The 17,397-nt window shown below is 65.0% G+C and carries 16 protein-coding genes; 3 read left to right on the top strand and 13 right to left on the bottom strand.

Annotated features, from left to right (window positions below):
• Nucleotides 1-5 precede the first annotated feature (5 nt).
• The gene (locus JQ573_RS20685) at nucleotides 6-1,622 is read left to right on the top strand and encodes an acyl-CoA carboxylase subunit beta (protein ID WP_212316787.1); all 1,617 of its coding nucleotides are present in this window, start codon (nucleotides 6-8) and stop codon (nucleotides 1,620-1,622) included.
• A complete protein-coding gene (locus JQ573_RS20690) occupies nucleotides 1,619-3,598 on the top strand; it encodes an acetyl-CoA carboxylase biotin carboxylase subunit (protein ID WP_212316789.1) in 1,980 nt (659 codons plus the stop codon). The genes JQ573_RS20685 and JQ573_RS20690 overlap by 4 nt, the downstream gene beginning before the upstream one ends.
• A 133-nt stretch (nucleotides 3,599-3,731) precedes the next feature.
• On the opposite strand, the gene JQ573_RS20695 is transcribed toward JQ573_RS20690, so the two are convergent.
• The 9 genes from JQ573_RS20695 to JQ573_RS20735 form a co-directional block, all read right to left on the bottom strand.
• Complete coding sequence (locus JQ573_RS20695; protein ID WP_212316791.1) at nucleotides 3,732-4,724, bottom strand: ABC transporter ATP-binding protein; 993 nt, start codon at nucleotides 4,722-4,724, stop codon at nucleotides 3,732-3,734.
• Nucleotides 4,721-5,734, bottom strand: coding sequence for an ABC transporter ATP-binding protein (locus tag JQ573_RS20700; protein WP_212316793.1), 1,014 nt, complete (start codon nucleotides 5,732-5,734; stop codon nucleotides 4,721-4,723). Before JQ573_RS20700 ends, JQ573_RS20695 begins: the two co-directional genes overlap by 4 nt.
• Nucleotides 5,734-6,627, bottom strand: coding sequence for an ABC transporter permease (locus JQ573_RS20705; RefSeq protein ID WP_212316795.1), 894 nt, complete (start codon nucleotides 6,625-6,627; stop codon nucleotides 5,734-5,736). The genes JQ573_RS20700 and JQ573_RS20705 overlap by 1 nt, the downstream gene beginning before the upstream one ends.
• A 4-nt stretch (nucleotides 6,628-6,631) precedes the next feature.
• A complete protein-coding gene (locus JQ573_RS20710; protein ID WP_212316796.1) occupies nucleotides 6,632-7,579 on the bottom strand; it encodes an ABC transporter permease in 948 nt (315 codons plus the stop codon).
• Between the two features lie 85 nt (nucleotides 7,580-7,664).
• Complete coding sequence (locus JQ573_RS20715; protein ID WP_212316797.1) at nucleotides 7,665-9,260, bottom strand: ABC transporter substrate-binding protein; 1,596 nt, start codon at nucleotides 9,258-9,260, stop codon at nucleotides 7,665-7,667.
• A gap of 412 nt (nucleotides 9,261-9,672) precedes the next feature.
• A complete protein-coding gene (locus JQ573_RS20720; RefSeq protein ID WP_212316798.1) occupies nucleotides 9,673-10,560 on the bottom strand; it encodes a TauD/TfdA family dioxygenase in 888 nt (295 codons plus the stop codon).
• Between the two features lie 79 nt (nucleotides 10,561-10,639).
• Nucleotides 10,640-11,338, bottom strand: a complete 699-nt coding sequence (locus tag JQ573_RS20725) for a DUF2270 domain-containing protein (protein WP_249132057.1) — start codon at nucleotides 11,336-11,338, stop codon at nucleotides 10,640-10,642.
• 122 nt (nucleotides 11,339-11,460) lie between these two features.
• Nucleotides 11,461-13,011, bottom strand: coding sequence for an AMP-binding protein (locus tag JQ573_RS20730; RefSeq protein WP_212316800.1), 1,551 nt, complete (start codon nucleotides 13,009-13,011; stop codon nucleotides 11,461-11,463).
• Nucleotides 13,012-13,125: 114 nt separating this feature from the next.
• Complete coding sequence (locus JQ573_RS20735) at nucleotides 13,126-14,280, bottom strand: iron-containing alcohol dehydrogenase (RefSeq protein WP_212316801.1); 1,155 nt, start codon at nucleotides 14,278-14,280, stop codon at nucleotides 13,126-13,128.
• A 618-nt stretch (nucleotides 14,281-14,898) separates the two neighbouring features.
• Between JQ573_RS20735 and JQ573_RS20740 the strand changes: the two genes are divergently transcribed.
• Complete coding sequence (locus JQ573_RS20740) at nucleotides 14,899-15,201, top strand: DUF6916 family protein (protein WP_249132058.1); 303 nt, start codon at nucleotides 14,899-14,901, stop codon at nucleotides 15,199-15,201.
• Here JQ573_RS20740 and JQ573_RS20745 read toward each other — a convergent pair.
• Genes JQ573_RS20745 through JQ573_RS20760 form a run of 4 tightly spaced genes read right to left on the bottom strand, consistent with a single transcriptional unit; the run spans nucleotide 15,183 to nucleotide 17,301 of the window.
• The gene (locus JQ573_RS20745) at nucleotides 15,183-15,743 is read right to left on the bottom strand and encodes a GNAT family N-acetyltransferase (protein WP_212316803.1); all 561 of its coding nucleotides are present in this window, start codon (nucleotides 15,741-15,743) and stop codon (nucleotides 15,183-15,185) included. The genes JQ573_RS20740 and JQ573_RS20745 overlap by 19 nt on opposite strands.
• 7 nt (nucleotides 15,744-15,750) lie before the next feature.
• Nucleotides 15,751-16,278, bottom strand: coding sequence for a phage tail protein (locus JQ573_RS20750; protein ID WP_212316805.1), 528 nt, complete (start codon nucleotides 16,276-16,278; stop codon nucleotides 15,751-15,753).
• Nucleotides 16,279-16,287: 9 nt separating this feature from the next.
• Entirely contained in the window at nucleotides 16,288-16,791 is a 504-nt protein-coding gene (locus JQ573_RS20755; protein WP_212316807.1) for a phage tail protein, read from the bottom strand.
• Between the two features lie 12 nt (nucleotides 16,792-16,803).
• On the bottom strand, nucleotides 16,804-17,301 hold the full coding sequence (locus tag JQ573_RS20760; RefSeq protein WP_249132059.1) for a phage tail protein: 498 nt from the start codon (nucleotides 17,299-17,301) through the stop codon (nucleotides 16,804-16,806).
• Between the last annotated feature and the right edge of the window lie 96 nt (nucleotides 17,302-17,397).

The following is a 17,397-nucleotide window of genomic DNA, read 5'->3' on the forward strand; positions in this document are numbered from 1 at the left end:
GACCCATGGCCATCATCGAGAACACCATTTCCACCGGCAGCGCCGCGTTCCAGGGCAATCGCGACGGCATGCTGGCGCTGATCGCCCGGATGCGGGGGCTGGAGGAGCGCACACGCGCGGCCTCCGCCGTGGCAAAGGACCGCTTCCACAAGCGCGGTCAGCTGCTGCCGCGCGAGCGCGTCGCGCTGGTGCTCGATCCCGGCTCACCGTTCCTCGAACTCTCGACCCTCGCCGGCTACATGTTCGATGTGCCGGACGCGGACAAGAGCGTGCCCGGCGGCGGCCTGGTCGCCGGCATCGGCTTCGTCTCCGGCATCCGCTGCATGGTCAGCGCCAATGATGCCGGTATCGACGCCGGCGCGTTGCAGCCTTACGGCCTCGACAAGACGCTGCGGGTGCAGGAGCTCGCGCTGGAGAACAAGCTGCCCTATGTGCAGCTGGTCGAAAGCGCCGGCGCCAATCTGCTGCGCTACCGGGTCGAGGATTTCGTCCGCGGCGGCAACATCTTCCGCAATTTGGCGCGGCTGTCGGCGGCGGGACTTCCTGTCGTCACCGTCACCCACGGCTCCTCGACCGCGGGCGGTGCCTATCAGACCGGCCTTTCCGACTACATCGTGATGGTGCGCGGCCGCACCCGCGCCTTCCTCGCCGGGCCGCCCTTGCTCAAGGCGGCCACCGGCGAGATCGCGACCGAGGAGGAACTCGGCGGCGCCGAGATGCACACGCAGATCTCCGGCCTTGGCGATTATCTCGCCGAGGATGACCGCGATGCGCTGCGTATCGCGCGCGACATCATGGCCAAGCTGCCATGGGACCGTCCGACCCCCGAATCCGCTTCGTTCAAGCCGCCGCGTTATGACGCCGAGGAACTGCTCGGCATCATGCCGATGGACCACAAGCGGCCCGTCGACATGCGTCAGGCGATCGCGCGCTTCATCGACGATTCCGATTTCACCGAGTTCGGCGCCAATTACGGCCCGGCGACGATCTGCGGCCATGCCCGTATCGAAGGGCAGGCGATCGGCATCATCACCAACAACGGGCCGCTCGATGTGCCCGGTGCCAACAAGGCGACGCATTTCATCCAGGCCTGCTGCCAGTCGCGCACGCCGATCCTCTACATGAACAACACCACCGGCTACATGGTCGGCCGCGCCTATGAAGAGGCCGGCATGATCAAGCATGGCTCGAAGATGATCCAGGCGGTGACCTCGGCGACGGTGCCGCAGATCACGCTGTATTGCGGCGCCTCGTTCGGCGCCGGCAATTACGGGATGTGCGGCCGCGGCTTCCATCCGCGCTTCTGCTTCTCCTGGCCGAACGCCAAGACCGCCGTGATGGGCGGCGAGCAGGCCGCCGAAACCATGGCAATCGTCACCGAGGCCGCGGCCGCGCGGCGCGGCAAGCCGATCGAGAAGGAGAAGCTGGACGCGATGAAGGCGCAGATCACCGGCGTGTTCGATGGCCAGATGGACGTGTTCTCGACCAGCGCCCGCGTGCTCGATGACGGCGTGATCGATCCGCGCGATACGCGGACGGTGCTTGCCGAGGTGCTGGCGATCTGCCGCGAGGCCGTGGCACGCAGCCCGCAGCGGATGCAGTTCTCGGTGGCGCGGCCATGAGCGGAGCAATCGTGAAGCGGACACCGTTCTTCAAGATCTTGATCGCCAATCGCGGCGAGATCGCGCTGCGCATCATGCGCACGGCGCGGCGGCTCGGCTACGGCGTCGTCGCGGTCTACTCCGACGCCGATCGCGACGCGCTGCATGTGCGCGAGGCCGATCAGGCGGTGCGGATCGGCGAGGCGCTGCCCGCGCAATCCTATCTGAAGATCGACGCGATCATCGCAGCCGCCAAGGCGAGTGGCGCCGGCGCGGTGCATCCCGGCTACGGCTTCCTCGCCGAGAACGAGGACTTTGCGCAGGCCTGCCGCGATGCGGGACTGGCGTTCATCGGCCCGTCGCCGGAGGCGATCCTCGCGATGGGCAACAAGGCCGGCGCCAAGGAGATCATGCAAAAGGCCGGCGTGCCCTGCGTGCCCGGCTATCAGGGCGCCGATCAGAGCGGCACTGTGATGCTGGCGGAGGCCAAGGCGATTGGTTTTCCGGTCATGATCAAGGCGGTCGCCGGTGGCGGTGGCCGCGGCATGCGGCTGGTCGCGGATGCGTCGGCATTTCCGGATGCGCTACGCAGCGCGCGGTCGGAGGCGCAGGGGGCGTTCGGCGATCCCACCGTGATCCTCGAGCGCGCCATTGTCGATCCCCGCCACATCGAGATCCAGGTGTTCGGCGATCGCTATGGCAACGCCGTCCATCTCGGCGAACGCGATTGCTCGGTGCAGCGGCGGCATCAGAAGCTGATCGAGGAGGCCCCGTCGCCCGCGGTGACGCCGGAGCTGCGCGCGCGGATGGGTGCGGTTGCCGTGCAGGCGGTCAAGGCGATCGGCTATGAGGGTGCGGGCACGCTGGAATTCCTGCTCGATCGCGCCGGCAATTTCTACTTCATGGAGATGAACACGCGGCTGCAGGTCGAGCATCCCGTCACCGAGGCGATCACCGGGCTCGATCTGGTTGAATTGCAGCTTCGTGTCGCCCGGGGCGAGCCGCTCGGCCTGAGGCAGGAGGACGTCACCTTCTCCGGTCACGCCATCGAGGTCCGGCTCTGCTCGGAGGATGCCGGACACGACTTCATGCCGCAATCCGGCACCATGGCGCGGTGGCAGATGCCTGAAGGCATCCGCGTCGAGCACGCGCTGCAGTCCGGCTCGGAGATTCCGCCGTTCTATGATTCGATGATCGCCAAGGTGATCAGCCACGGCGCAACCCGCGATGAGGCGCGCGGGAAGCTGATCTGCGCCCTGGAGCAGGTCACGGCCTTCGGCGTCACCACCAATCAGGGCTTCCTGATCGATTGCCTGCGCCATCCGGTGTTTGCCAAGGGCGAGGCGACCACAGCCTTCATCGGCAGCAACCGCGATGCCCTGCTGGCGTCCCGGCTCGATCGCGGCGGTGATCTCGCGCTTGCGGCGCTGCTGCTCTATGTCACCAATCCGCACGCGCCGCCATGGCAGCGCGGACGGTCGTTGTCAGCGACATTCCCGCTCGGCTTGCGGATCGACCTCGGCCAAGGCGTGCAGGAGATCGAGATCGTCCGCGAGCGCGACGGCAGCTACCTCGCGACCCGCAATGGCGATCGCTTCAGCTTCGAGATCGACGAACTGGTTCAGGACAGCATCCGCTTCCACCACGATGGCCTGATGGAGCAGGCCAAGTTCCTGCGCGACGGCGACCGGCTTTACATCCTGCATCGCGGCGTCACGCTGTCGGTGCGCGATCTCACCCTCGCGCCGCCGGAGAGTGCTGCGGCTGCAGGTGGCGACGGCAAGGTCCGTGCGGCGATGAACGGCCGGGTCGTCGCGGTGCTGGTGAAGGCCGGCGACAAGGTCGCGGCCGGTCAGCCGGTGATGACGCTGGAGGCGATGAAGATGGAGCACGTGCACACCGCCGGTGTCGCGGGCACGGTGTCGTCGATCGATGTCGCCGAGGGCGAGCAGGTGACGACGGGGAAGATCGTGGTGGAGATCGAGGCGGCGGCGTAGCGACTGTCGTCCCGGCGAAGGCCGGGACCCATACTCCGCGGCCGGAGTTGTGAAGGGGACTCGTCGTGCAGCGGCGCGCAACGATCAGCCGTCGTGGTTATGGGTCCCGGCCTTCGCCGGGACGACGATGAAATTATTCCCCACGCCCCGTCCCGTCATTCAGCCAGCAGGCGACCTGATGCGCGGTGCCGGCCGCCTGCAGCGTGGGGCGCTCGGTCTTGCAGCGATCGATCGCGTAGCGGCAGCGGGTATGGAAGGCGCAGCCCGAGGGCGGGTTGATCGGGCTCGGCACGTCGCCGTCGATCATCGGCGCCAGCCGCCTGGCCTTGGGGTCGGCGATCGGCACCGAGGCGAGCAGCGCCTGGGTGTAGGGGTGACGCGGGTTGGCGAACAGCTCGTGCTTGTCGGCGATCTCGACGATGCGGCCGAGATACATCACGGCGACGCGGTGGCTGATATGGGCGACCACCGCGAGATCGTGCGCGATGAACAGATAGGAGAAGTTCTGCTTGCGCTGCAGGTCGATCAACAGGTTGATCACCTGCGCCTGGATCGAGACGTCGAGCGCGGAGACCGGCTCGTCGCAGACGATCAGCCGCGGACCGAGCGACAGCGCCCGCGCGATGCAGATGCGCTGACGCTGCCCGCCGGAGAACTGATGCGGAAAGTTCTTCATCTGGTCGGGCCGGAGACCGACCTGCTGGAACAGTTCCGCGACGCGCTCCTGCTTCTTCGCGCCGGTCGCGAGCCCATGCACGATCAGTGGCTCACCGACGATGTCGCCGGCCGTCATGCGTGGATTGAGCGAGGCGAACGGGTCCTGGAACACGATCTGCATCGAGCGGCGGTACGGCCGCAGCGCGCTCTTGCTGAGCGGTGCGATGTCCTCGCCGTCCAGCCTGATCGCGCCGCTGGTCGGCTCGACCAGCCGCAGCACGGTGCGCGCCACCGTCGACTTGCCGCAGCCGGATTCGCCGACCAGTCCGAGCGTCTCGCCTGCGCCGAGCGCGAAGCTGACGCCGTCGACCGCATGCACGGTGCCGACCTGACGGCGCAGCACGCCGCCGCGCACCGCGTAGTGCTTGACGAGATCGGTCACCTCGAGGAGCGGCCGTTGCTCGGTCATGGCGCCTCCACCATCTCGCCGGCGCGCCAGCATGCCGCCCAGTGCTTGCTCTTGACCTCGTCGAGCGGCGGATACTCCTTGAGGCAGCGGTCGATCGCGAACTTGCAGCGCGGCGCGAAGGCGCAGCCGGGTGGCAGATTGGTCAGCGACGGCACCATGCCGGGAATTTCGGTCAGCCGCGCATCGGTCTTCGCGCCCAGCGCGATCACCGCCGGCATCGAGGCCATCAGCCCGCGCGTATAGGGATGCAGCGGCGTTTCGAACAGCGACTCGACCGTCGCCTCCTCGACCTTCTTGCCGGCATACATCACGATCACGCGCTGCGCGGTCTGCGCGACGACGCCGAGATCATGGGTGATCAGGATCAGCCCGGTGCCGAGCCGCTGCTGCAGATCGACGATCAGCGCGAGGATCTGCGCCTGGATGGTGACGTCGAGCGCGGTGGTCGGCTCGTCCGCGATCAAGAGCGCCGGCCGGCACGCCAGCGCCATCGCGATCATGGCGCGCTGGCGCATGCCGCCGGAGAGCTGATGCGGATATTCCTGCGCGCGGCGCTCCGGTTCGGGGATGCGCACCAGCCGCAGCATGTCGACCGCCTGCGCCCACGCCTCCTTGCTGCTCATCTTCCGATGCAGGCGCACGGCCTCGGTGATCTGGTCGCCGATCCGCATCACCGGATTGAGCGAGGTCATCGGCTCCTGGAAGATCATCGAGATGCGGTTGCCGCGGATGGCGCGCATCGCGGCATCGTCGAGCTTCAGCAGGTCGGTGCCTTCGAGCGTCACGGAGCCGCCAACAATGCGGCCGGGCGGATCGGGCACCAGGCGCATGATCGAGAGCGCGCTGACGCTCTTGCCGCAGCCGGACTCGCCGACGATCGCAAGCGTCTCGCCGCGGCGGACCGAGAACGAGACGTCGTCGACCGCGCGGAACAGGCCGGAGTTGGTGAAGAATACCGTCTGCAGGTTCTGCACGTCGAGAACCGTCTCTGCCGGAAGTGCCTCGCTCATCAGCCGCGCTGCCTCGGATCGAGGATGTCGCGCAGCGCGTCGCCGAACATATTGGTGCCGAACACCGCGAGACTGATCGCAATGCCGGGGAAGATCACCAGCCAAGGCGCGGTGCGGACATATTCAGCGGCGGATTCCGACAGCATGCGGCCCCAGGACGGATAGGGCTCGGGGATTCCGAGGCCGAGGAACGACAGCGACGCCTCGGTCAGGATGGTCGAGCCGAGCTGCGCGGTGGCCAGCACGATCAACGGCGCGATGGTGTTCGGCAGCACGTGGCGCAGCGCGATGCGCGTCTCGCTCATGCCGATCGATTTTGCGGCCTCCACGAACGGCTGCTCGCGCAGCGCCAGCGTGTTGGCGCGGATCACGCGGGCAACCGTCGGGATCAGGGGAATGGCGATGGCAAGGATCACGTTCGGCAGCGACGGGCCAAGCGCCGCGGTCATCACCAGCGCGAGCACCAAGAGCGGCAGCGATTGCAGGATGTCGGTCACCCGCTGGAACACGAGATCGACCCAGCCGGAGAGATAGCCTGAGGTGAGACCCACAATGACGCCGAGCGTGGCGCCCAAGGTCGTGGAGCCGATGCCGACCGCAAGCGAGATCCGCGCGCCATGGACGATGCGGCTCCAGACGTCGCGACCGAAGGAATCGGTGCCGAACCAGTGCAGCGTGGAGGGGGCGGCGAGCCGGTGCGCGGAATCGACGGCAAGTGGATCGTAGCGGCTGATCAGATCGGCTGATATCGCGGTCAGCACGAACAGCAGCATGATGGTCAGGCCGATGGTGCCGAGCACGTGGCGCTGCGCAAGGAAGGCAAACCGTCCCCACCCGCCGCTGGCGTTGGCCCCGGCGCGTCGCAGTTCGCTGTCGAAATTGATCGTCGCCATCGGGCTAGTCCCCAAACCGAATGCGCGGGTCGATTGCGGCATAGAGCATGTCGACGATGAAATTCACGACCACCACGACGACAGCGATGAACATGACGAGGTTCTGCACGATCGGGTAGTCGCGCCAGCGCAGCGCCTCGACCAGGAAGCGGGCGATGCCGGGGATGTTGAACACGGTTTCCGTCACGATAAGCCCGCCGATCAGGAATGCGGCCTCGATGCCGATCACGGTGATGACCGGCAGCACCGCGTTCTTGAGCGCGTGGCGATAGTTCACCGAGGCCTCGGAGGCGCCCTTGGCGCGCGCGGTGCGGATGTAGTCCTGACGCAGGATCTCCAGCATCGAGGAGCGGGTGATGCGCATGGTCAGCGCCGCGCTGCGGAAGCCGACCGCCATCGCCGGCACCGCATAGATGGTCAGCGCCTCGAGCCATGTCTTCGGGTTCGGATTGAAGATCGGCATGGTGCCGAACAGCGAGACCGAGGCCATCAGGATCAAGAGGCCGAGCCAGAATGACGGCAGCGACAGGCCGCTGAGGCTGACGACGCGCAGCGCATAATCAAGCTTCGAGCCCTGATGCACGGCGCTGATGACGCCGAGCGGAATGCCGATCGAGGCAGAGAACAATAGCGCCAGCCCCGCAAGCCGCGCGGTGATCGGTATCCGCGGCAGGATTTCCTCCAGCGCCGGCTTCTCGGAGACATAGGAATAGCCGAGATCGCCATGCAGCAGGCCGCTGATCCAGTGCAGATACTGGATCACGATCGGCTGGTTGAGGCCGAGCTCGCGCTCGAGATTGGCCTTATCGGCGGGATCGACGAAGCCCGCGGCGTCGAACAGGATATCAACGATGTTGCCCGGAACGACGCGCAGCAGCACGAAGATGATGACCGAGATCCCGAACAGGGTCACGAGCATCAGGAACAGCCGCCGCACGATATAGGCAAACACCCTGGCTCTCTCCCTGATCCCGAATCTTCTCTTGACGCGTTTTCTTGACGCGAACCGGTATCCACTTCGCTCGAAGACGCTATGCCTACTTGTCCAACCAGACGTCTTCGTAGCGATAGCCGTTATAGGAGCTGTTGGACATGATCGTGACATTCTTCACGTAAGGCTTCCAGCAAGTGCCGGTGCGGGCATGGAAGATGATCGGACGCGCGACGTCTTCCTGCAGCTTCTTGTCGATCTCCCAGACCAGCTTCTTGCGCTTGTCGATGTTGGTCTCCTCGGATTGCTGGTCGAACAGCTTCTCGATGTCCTTGTTGCAATAATTGGTGTAGTTCCGCTCCGAGCCGCAGGCATAGTTTTCGTAGAAGGACTGATCGGGCTCGTCGACGGCATTGCCGGTGAGGTTGAGGCCGAGCGAATAGTCCTTGCGCGCGATCTTCGGAAACCACTGCGCGGTATCGACGACGTCGAGCTCGGCGTCGATATAGATGCTCTTGATCTGGTCGATCAGGATGATCGCGGGATCGCGGTAGACCGCGATGTTGCGGGTCGACACCTTGATCTGCAGGTGCTTGTCCGGGCCATAACCTGCTTTCTGCATCAGCTTGCGGGCTTCCTCGCGATTCTTCTCGATGTCGGGACCGTAGCCGGGGATCTGCTCCAGCATCTCCTTCGGCATCGCCCACAAGCCGTCGGGTGCCGGCTCCATGGTGCCGCCGATGTCGCCCTGGCCCTCGAACATGATCTGGATGAACGCCTTGCGATCGAGCGCCAGCGCCAGCGCGTGACGGATGTCGAGATTGTCGAACGGCGGTCCGCTCGAATTGATGATGATGTTGGTGGAGACATTGTTCGGTTCCACCATACAGACCGCCTTGGGGTCCTGCGACTTGACGTCCTTGAGCAGCGGGATCGAGACCTCGGTCGGGAATGTCATGTCGAACTTGCCCGAGACGAAGCCGAGGATCGCCGTCGAGCGGTTGGTGATAATGGTGAACTCGATGCCGTCGAGATAGGGCAGGCCCTTCTTGAAGTAATCGGGGTTCTTGGTGAGCTTGATCGATTCGTTGGCCTTGAACTCGACGAACTTGAACGGGCCGGTGCCAACAGGCTTGGTGCGCATCTCCGCCGGCGACACGTGACAGGGATAGACCGGCGAATAGCCCGAGGCGAGCAGCGACAAGAGCGCGGGCTGCGGCCGCTTCAGCTTGAACGATGCCTCATAGTCGCCGTTGGTGGTGATCTCGTCGACCTGGTCGTACCAGGATTTGCGCGGGTTCTGCCGGAACTTCTGCTGCGACTTGCCCATCAGCATGTCGAAGGTGCATTTGACGTCAGCCGCGGTGAACGGCTTGCCGTCGTGCCACTTCACGTCCTTGCGCAGCTTGAAGGTCAGCGTCTTGTTGTCGCCGCTCCAGGCCCAGCTCTCCGCAAGCTCGGGCCGGATCGTGTCGGCGCTGTTCTGCGCGATATGCTGGTCGAAGATGACGAGGTTGTTGAATATCGGCATGAACGGAATATTCACCGAATAGGTCGCGCCCTCGTGGATCGAGGCACTGCCGGGGCTATCGCGGTGGTAGATCCTGAAGATGCCGCCGGATTTCGGCTCGGCTGCGCACGAAACGTCGCTGATGGTCAGTACAGACAACACCGCGACGGCCAGCGCTTGCACGCTCCGCATGGTCCCCTCCACAAATTTCGGTCTCAATGGCCGATTGGCATCGACGATACCACGGTGAGGCTGTCGGGCAACAAGCGAGGGCCGTGCGGGGATTGGCAATTCGGATGACGTGGCAGCATTGAAATTTCCACGGACGGGGAATAATGGCTGTGATTGCGGGGAACTCAGTCTGTTTTGCTATGAAGCTACGAATCTCCGTTCGAATTCGATTGATAGCGCCGATGCGTGCGATGTGAGACCTTCCGCAATCAGCGACAGTTTGTCGCCGACATGATGTTTGTATTCCAAACTCTCACCGTCATCCTGAGGTGCGAGCGGAGCGAGCCTCGAAGGATGCACGGCCACCGGCCGGGCCGATTCATCCTTCGAGGCTCGCTGCGCTCGCGCTCAGGATGACGGGGAAACATTCGCTTCATTCCGCCGCCTGCGTTGAGGGCGGCTGCATGTTCGCGACACCATCGGCCTCGGTCGCCGAGATCGTGGTGCGGATCATCAGGCGGCCCTCATGCGCCGGCCAGGGGCGGCCGCGATGCATGGTGGCGCGGTTGTCCCACATCACGACGTCACCCTGCTTCCACTGATGCAGATAGCTGACGCCGGGCGCGGTGGCGGCTTCGGTCAACTGCTCGATCAGCGTCTTGCCGGCATCGGCCTCCATGCCCTCGACGCCATAGGCGTGGGAGGCCAGATACAGTGCGCCGCGGCCGTTGACGGGATTGCGCCAGACCATGCGCCAGCACACCGGCGGCAGTGCGTCGACTTCTTCCGATGTCGCGAGTCCGGTTGCCACCTTGTTGCGCGAATGCGCGTAGGAGTGCCAGGCGAACGAGTTCTCCAGCCGCTTCGCCACGTCCTTGTCGAGCCGCTCGAACGCAAGCCGCATCGAGACGAACTCGGTCTCGCCGCCATGTTCGGGGATGATGCGCGCGGACAGGATCGAGGTCAGCGCCGGCACGCGCTTGAAGGAGGAGTCGGTGTGCCAGAGCTGATTGGCCTTGGCGCGCAGCTGCTGCCGATGGTCCGATGGAACTACCTTGCCGTCGGGTCCGAAGGTCGACAGGATCACGAAATGCGAGCCGGTGCCCATCGAGCCGACCTTGGTCGTCTCGGGCGGACCGAAGCGGCGCGAGAACGCGAGCTGGATGTCGTCGCTGAGCTCCTGGCCGCGGAACACCAGCACCGAGTGTTCCTCGAACGCCGCGCGCACCGCGGCATAGGCGGCATCGCTGCCGGCAACATCCGAAAGTGTGACGCCGCGCAGTTCGGCTCCGAATCCCTCGCGCAGTGGGATCACTTCCATCGGCAAATCCTCCCTGACGTTTCTTCTTGAGGCGAGGTTAGGGGAAAAGCCCGCCAGCGGCAACGCGGCTCGCGCCGCCTCACCCCATCGCGATCAGATTGTGCCGCGTCCGGCGGTCAGCGACCTCCATGCGATGCGTGACGAAGGCGAACAGCGCCCAGCTGGAATGGAAGGCGACGCCGGCCAGAACAACGATGGCTCCGGGAATCGGGCCGATCGAGGCGCGGTCCCAGATCTCGCTCAGCGTGGTCAGCGGCAGCGGATGGATCGCCAGCTTGCCGTAATAGGCGATGGCCTGGATCGCGAAGATCCAGCCATAGGTTCGGCGCAGCCGCCGGCCGATCGCCCGTGCAAGGCTGATGTGATACCTCGGGTGGCGGTAGTCGTTGGCGAGCAGCTCGGTCCAGGCCGAGCCCGGCGAGGGACCTTCGCCGCGGATCATCGGCGCGTAGAAATCGGTTTCGAGCAACCGCGCCCGGGCACGCCAGACGTTGAAGTAGCGGTAGCGCCGCGCCTCGAACAACAGAAAGACCGTGACCAGCAGCCCGACCAGCACCATCGGCAAAGGCGAAGCCTCCGCGCTGCTGTAGGTCGCCGACAGCGCGATGCCGGTCGTGACTACCGCCCAGTTGGTGGAGCTGTCGAGGCGGGTGCGCCAGACCGTGCTGCGGTAGACCTCGCCACGATAGAGATGGGCGAGCGCACCGATCTCGGCGGCAGTGAATTCGAGCCTTCCGGCCTGTCCCGGCTCGGGCTCGCGCGGCTGGGGCGACGGCATGGCGGCCTCCGGCGAAGCGGGCTTGCGATCCCGGAGCATAGCGCGAAATCCGCGCGAGGAGCGAGTCCGTTACGCCGTGCGGCGTCCCCGGCTGCGAGGGCTCGGCGCGCCGCATCGCCTGTTCAGACGATCCGTGAGGTCTTGTTGCCCCAATAGCGATCGCGCAGCAGGCGCTTGTAGAGTTTTCCGGTCGGCAGCCGCGGCAGCTCGGCCTCGAAATCGACCGAGCGCGGCACCTTCTGGCGCGACAGCGCGCTTGCGCAGAACGCGATCAACTCCTCGGCGAGATCAGGTCCGGGTGCGACGCCGTCGACCGGCTGCACCACCGCTTTCACCTCCTCGCCGAGATCGACATTGGGCACGCCGAACACCGCGGCGTCGGCGACCTTGGGATGGGTGATCAGGAGGTTCTCGCATTCCTGCGGGTAGATATTCACGCCGCCGGAGATGATCATGAAGGTGGCGCGATCGGTCAGATAGAGGAAGTTGTCGTCGTCGACATAGCCGACGTCGCCGACCGTGCTCATGCTGCCGTCCGCCGAGCGGGCCTCGCTGGTCTTGGCCGGATCGTTGAAATACTCGAACGGCGTGGCGGTCTTGAACCACACGGTGCCGGGCGTGCCCTTCGGGCAGGGCTGCATGTTCTCGTCGAGGATATGGAGGTCGCCGAGCAGCACCTTGCCGACGGTGCCGCGATGCGCGAGCCATTCCTCGCTGTTGCAGGCGGTGAAGCCGAGGCCCTCGGTCGCGCCGTAATATTCGTGAATGATCGGGCCCCACCATTTGATCATGTCGTCCTTGACCAGCGCCGGGCAGGGCGCCGCGGCATGGATCGCGATCTCGAGCGTCGACAGATCGTAGCGGGTACGAATCTCCTCGGGCAGCTTCAACAGGCGCGAGAACATCGTCGGCACCAGCTGGCTGTGGGTGATGCCCCATTTTTCGACGAGCTGGAGATAGCGCTCGGGATCGAAGCTTTCCATGATGACGACGGTGCCGCCCATCCGGATGGTGAGATTGACCGCGGCCTGCGGCGCCGAGTGATAGAGCGGCGCCGGCGACAGATAGACCATGCCCTCGCGGTAGTGCCAGAGCTTGGTCAGGAAATCGAACAGCGGCAGGTTTTGCGACGGCGGCTGCTCGGGCAGCGGCCGCACGATGCCCTTCGGCCGGCCGGTCGTGCCGGACGAATAGAGCATCGCGGTGCCCGCATATTCGTCCGCGATCGGCGTCGCCGGCAGCCCCGCGGTGGCCTGTTGCAGTCCGACGATGCGATCGCTCTCACTGTCGCCGTCGACCACGATGCAGAGCTCGACCTGCGGGCACTCCTTCAGCGCCTCGCGCGCGATGTCGAGCTTCAGCTTCGAGGTGATCAGGATCCGCGACTGGCTGTTGGTCAGAATGTAGGCGAGCTCACCGTGCGTGAGGTAGGAATTGACGCAGGTGAAGTAGAGGCCGGAACGTTCACCGGCGCCGCAGGCCTCGAGGTAGCGGTTGTTGTTCTCCATGAAGATCGAATAGTGGTCGAGCCGCTTCATGCCGCGGTTGCGGAACAGATGCGCGAGACGGTTGTTGCGCGCCTCGAGCTCGCGATAGGTGACGATCTCGCCGGTCCCGGCCATGATGAAGGCCGGTTGCAGCGGGCGCAGGTAAGCATGCTTGCCGGTGTACATCGAAGCTCAGATCTCCCTCAGTGTTGTTTTGCTTCCTGTTTGAGCATGATCTCCGCGCAAACGCTTCGCGTTTGTCGCGAGGGAAAACCGCTTCGCACTTTTCCGGATCATGCTTTAAGCGGCCATCATCAGAATCTCGCGGACCTGGGATGGACCGTCGATCCTGCGCGGATTGCGCGGCACCCAGGGCGTGCGCATCGCACCCGCCGCGATGCGGTCGAAATGCTCAGGGCCAACACGGACCTCCTGCAGGCTGCGCGGCATGCCGAGGTCGCGGATGAAGCGGTCGAGCACGTCGCCGGCGTCCGCGCCCGGATGGCCCATCGCGGCCGCGACCAGCGCCTGCCGGTCGGCATTGTCGCGCTTGTTCCAGCGCATCACCGCCGGCAGCATCACGCATGACGTGTAGCCGTGCGGCACGTCGAATTCGGCGCCGAGCACATAGCCTATGCCGTGGCTCGCGCCCATCGGCACGCCGGAGGCGAGCGGGCCGGTCGACAGCCAGGTGCCGATCTGGCAATCCATCCGCGCCGGGATGTCCTTCGGATCGGCCTTCACCCGCGGCAGGCCCTGCGCCAGCATCTCCAGCCCCTTCAGCGCCTGCGCATCGCCGTAAGGATGCGCCTCGCGCGAGCAGATGCCCTCGACGCAATGATCGACCGCGCGGATGCCGGTCGACAGGAACAGCCAGTCCGGCGTGTGCACCGACAGGTCCGGATCGAGGATGGTGGCGCGCGGCATCACCAGGGGATGGCGCAGCATCTCCTTCTGCCGCTTGGCCTCGTTGGTGACGCCTGCGATCGAGGAGAACTCGCCGCCGGCGATCGTGGTCGGCACGCTGATCTGGCGCACGGTGGGAGGATTCATCTCGGGCGAGACGCCGCCACGGGTGCGGATCGTGTCGATGCCGTCGGATGTCGTGACGTTGTTGGCGAGGCAAAGCTGCACCGCCTTGGCGCCGTCGGTGATCGAGCCGCCGCCGATGGTGACGATCAGGTCGGCCTTCGCGTCACGCGCCTGTTCCGCCGCCGCGATGACGGCGGCACGCGGCGTGTGCGCCGGCATCTGGTCGAATGTACCGACGCAGCGGGCGCCGAGCGCCTGGCGGACTTTTTCGATCTCGTCGGTCTCGCGGTTCAGCGTACCCGACACCATCAGGAAGGCGCGCTGGGCGCCAAGCCGGTCCAGTTGCTCGACGATGGCCTCACGGGCGGGCCGCCCGAACACGACCTCGTCCATGGCGCCGAATACGACACGGCCTCGATGCACGCGGCTGTCCTCCCTCAAGATGGCCCGCCTTGCCGGCGGCCCTTTGCGGGGAGGTTAGCGGAGGAAATCGCGGCCGTCATCAGGGCTCCTGGGTTGCACGGTCGGAGGCTCCGCGTTCAACGCAGTCGTCCCGGCGAAGGCCGGGACCCATAACCACCGCATTTGGTGATGAAAGGGACCGCGGCCCCAGCGTCGCGCAGCAATTGAGGTTTGGGGTAATGGGTCCTGGCTTTCGCCAGGACGACGCCGAGTGTGTTGCGCATTCTGTGAGTCATGCTTCCGCATCCTCGCGGCGCGATGCACCCGAGTCTTGCGTTTACTTACCCTCCTCTTGGGCAGAGGGCGCAGGGAAAGCCGGGTGCGCTTGGGGGCACCGCTCCATCCACCCGTCGTTCCGGGGCGGCGCGAAGCGCCGAGCCCGGAATCCATTGTGCCACCGAACAAGTGGATGAATGGATTCCGGGTTCTCGCTTCGCGAGCCCCGGAATGACGGTCGACGACAGGACCTCTCGACGTGAGGGCGGCAAGGGCTTCGGATCGAAGAATGGATGCCTGGCAGAAATCTTGACGGCAACATCGCGGCGTGTGTTACACCTCGAAAGCAACAGGGACGTGCGCATGTCATCCACCGTCGATCTGGCCGAACTGCATCTTGACGACTTCATGCCGCATCGAGATGCGGAGTTCGAGATGCAGACGGCGGAAGGCGTCGTGGCGTTGAAGCTCGCCAAGGTCGAGGCCGCGGGCAACAGCGGCCGGCCGGGCGGTGCGTTCTCGCTGCTGTTCACGACGTCGAAGGGAGCCTGGTTGCCGCAGGCGATCTATCCGGTGCGGCATCCGGCACTCGGCGTGATCGAGATCTTCCTGGTGCCGATCGGCCCGCTCGGAGACGGCAACGGCTATCAGGCGGTCTTCACCTGATGGCCGGAAGCTGCGGTCCCGCGCCAGCGCATCAGGTCGTAGACGCCCTTGTCTTCCTCGGTGACGAAACCGAGCCGGCGGTAGAGCCGCATCGCCGGATTGAACTTCTCGACATGGATTGACATCGCCTTGCCTGCGCCGGCGGCCTCGTCGAGCAGGTCGCGCATCAGCGCGCCGCCGAGACCCGATCCGCGATGTTCGGGCAGGAAGGCGATATCGATGACGCAATGCTCGCTCGGCCAGCGGTCGACATAGAGGCGGCCGATATCCTCTCCACCGCGCATCGTCACCAGCCAGTCGGCCGTCGGATAGTGCTGCTGGTAATGCGCATGCTGCGCCTGGAACTGCATCGCCAGGAAGGCGGCCTTCTGCTCCGCGCTCCACGGTGTCACTGCCAGTTCATCGGTGCGCGTCGAAGCATAGAGCCGCGACAGGAAGGGCAAATCGGCATCGGCGATACGACGGAAGCTCAGGCCGGCATCCGCGGCGCGCGTCCATCCGAACGCCGCTGCAGCCGCATCAGTGCTCAAACCATCCGTCATGGCCGGTCTAGCTGCGCGGCGGGAAAATGCCCTGCAACGCGATGCAGAAATTCAACGTGAGATAGGGCATCAGGTTGTTATGGGGCTGGCTGCCGCCGTTCGGCAGAATTGAACTGGTTGCCGAGAACGGCGAAACGTTGGTCAGCGTCGCCGTGTAGGCTTGCCCCGGGTTTGCGCGTGCAAGGGATCGTGCCGGACCGGGCGTGGCAAGCTGAGACTGATTGATATTGCCCAGAACCCCGTGGTTGTGCTGGGGCATCTGGCTTTGCAGCAGGGTCACAGTCGTCGTACCGGCGGACTGTCCGATGTCGTAGAAAGTGCCGGAGGAGCTCTGCCCCTGCTGCATCGGCGCGCTGCCTTGCAGGTTGGGCAACGCAAAGTTGCTCTTGCCGTCGCCGCCATAATAGGTGCCGAGCAGGGAGAAAAGCGCGGTGTTCTGCGAGATCGGTATGAGTTGCCCGTTGCAGACGGCCCACCCCAACGGCGCGAAGTCGAACGGGAAAATGCGGATCTCGGCCAGGAATTGATCAGACATGGTCCCGTCCTAGTTTTGGCTCGGGTAAACGCCGAACAGTGAAATGATGAAGTTGTAGCAGAGGTAGGGTTGCATGTTGTCGTGCGGCTGGCTGCCGCCGACGAACGAGCACGCCTGGCTCGCCATCGGCGAGGCGGCCGCGACCTCGCGGTAGATCTGGGTCGCTCCCACCGCGCCCACGACATTGCCCGTCACCGTGTTGCCGGTCGCATTGTTCAGGGACGCAGCCATCGGGTGGTTGTGGGTGGGCAGTTGCTGGGTGATCAGCGTTACCTGTTCGGAGCCCCCGGTCTGCCCGATGACGAAGCCACTGGTCTGGTGCAACGGCAGACGGCCTTGCAGGTTCGGCAGGGCGAACGTCTGCTGGCCGTCACCGCCATAGGTGGTCCCGATCAGATTGTACAAGGTGGCGTACTGGTCGATTGGCAGGATCTGTCCCTGGCAGAGCATCCAGCCGGCCGGCGCGAAATTGCCGCCGAACATGCGAATCTCGCCCACGTAAGGCTGGCCCATGGCGCGCGTCCTTCAGGTCCGGGAGGGGAAGATGCCCTGCAACGCGATGCAGAAGCTGAGCGTGAGATAGGGCTGCATGTTCTCGTGCGGCTGTGAGCCGCCGGCATTGCCGACGGTGCTCGGAGCCAGCGTCGTCAAATTGCTGGCAGCGGTATAGAGATTGGCCGACGTCGCCATCAGATTGTTGGTGACCGCGGCATTGTCGGCGCCGTTGGTGGTGCCCTGAAAAATATGCGGATGCTGGGGCATCTCGGGGATCGACAGCGTGTGAGACGTTTCACCGCCGGTTTGCCCGAGCGTGAAGCCCGAGCCCGCATGCAGCGGCACTTTTCCCTGCAGGTTGGGCAGCGCGAAGGTCGTCTGGCCGTTGCCGCCATAGACGGTGCCGAGCAATGCGAACAGCGCCTGGTTCTGATTGATCGGCAGCAACTGGCCATTGCAAAAGGCCCAGCCTTTCGGCGGGAAGTTGAACGACATCATCCTGATTTCAGAGAGAAACGGTAGGGACATCGATCCTCCGTCAGACGATCCGTCTCGTCAGTGACTCAATTAATGAAAATGCAAGGCAAATGCGGTCGCGCGATTACGAATGCACGATAGCGTGTT

It is taken from the genome of Bradyrhizobium sp. AUGA SZCCT0105, from assembly GCF_018129565.1.
Lineage (GTDB): Bacteria > Pseudomonadota > Alphaproteobacteria > Rhizobiales > Xanthobacteraceae > Bradyrhizobium.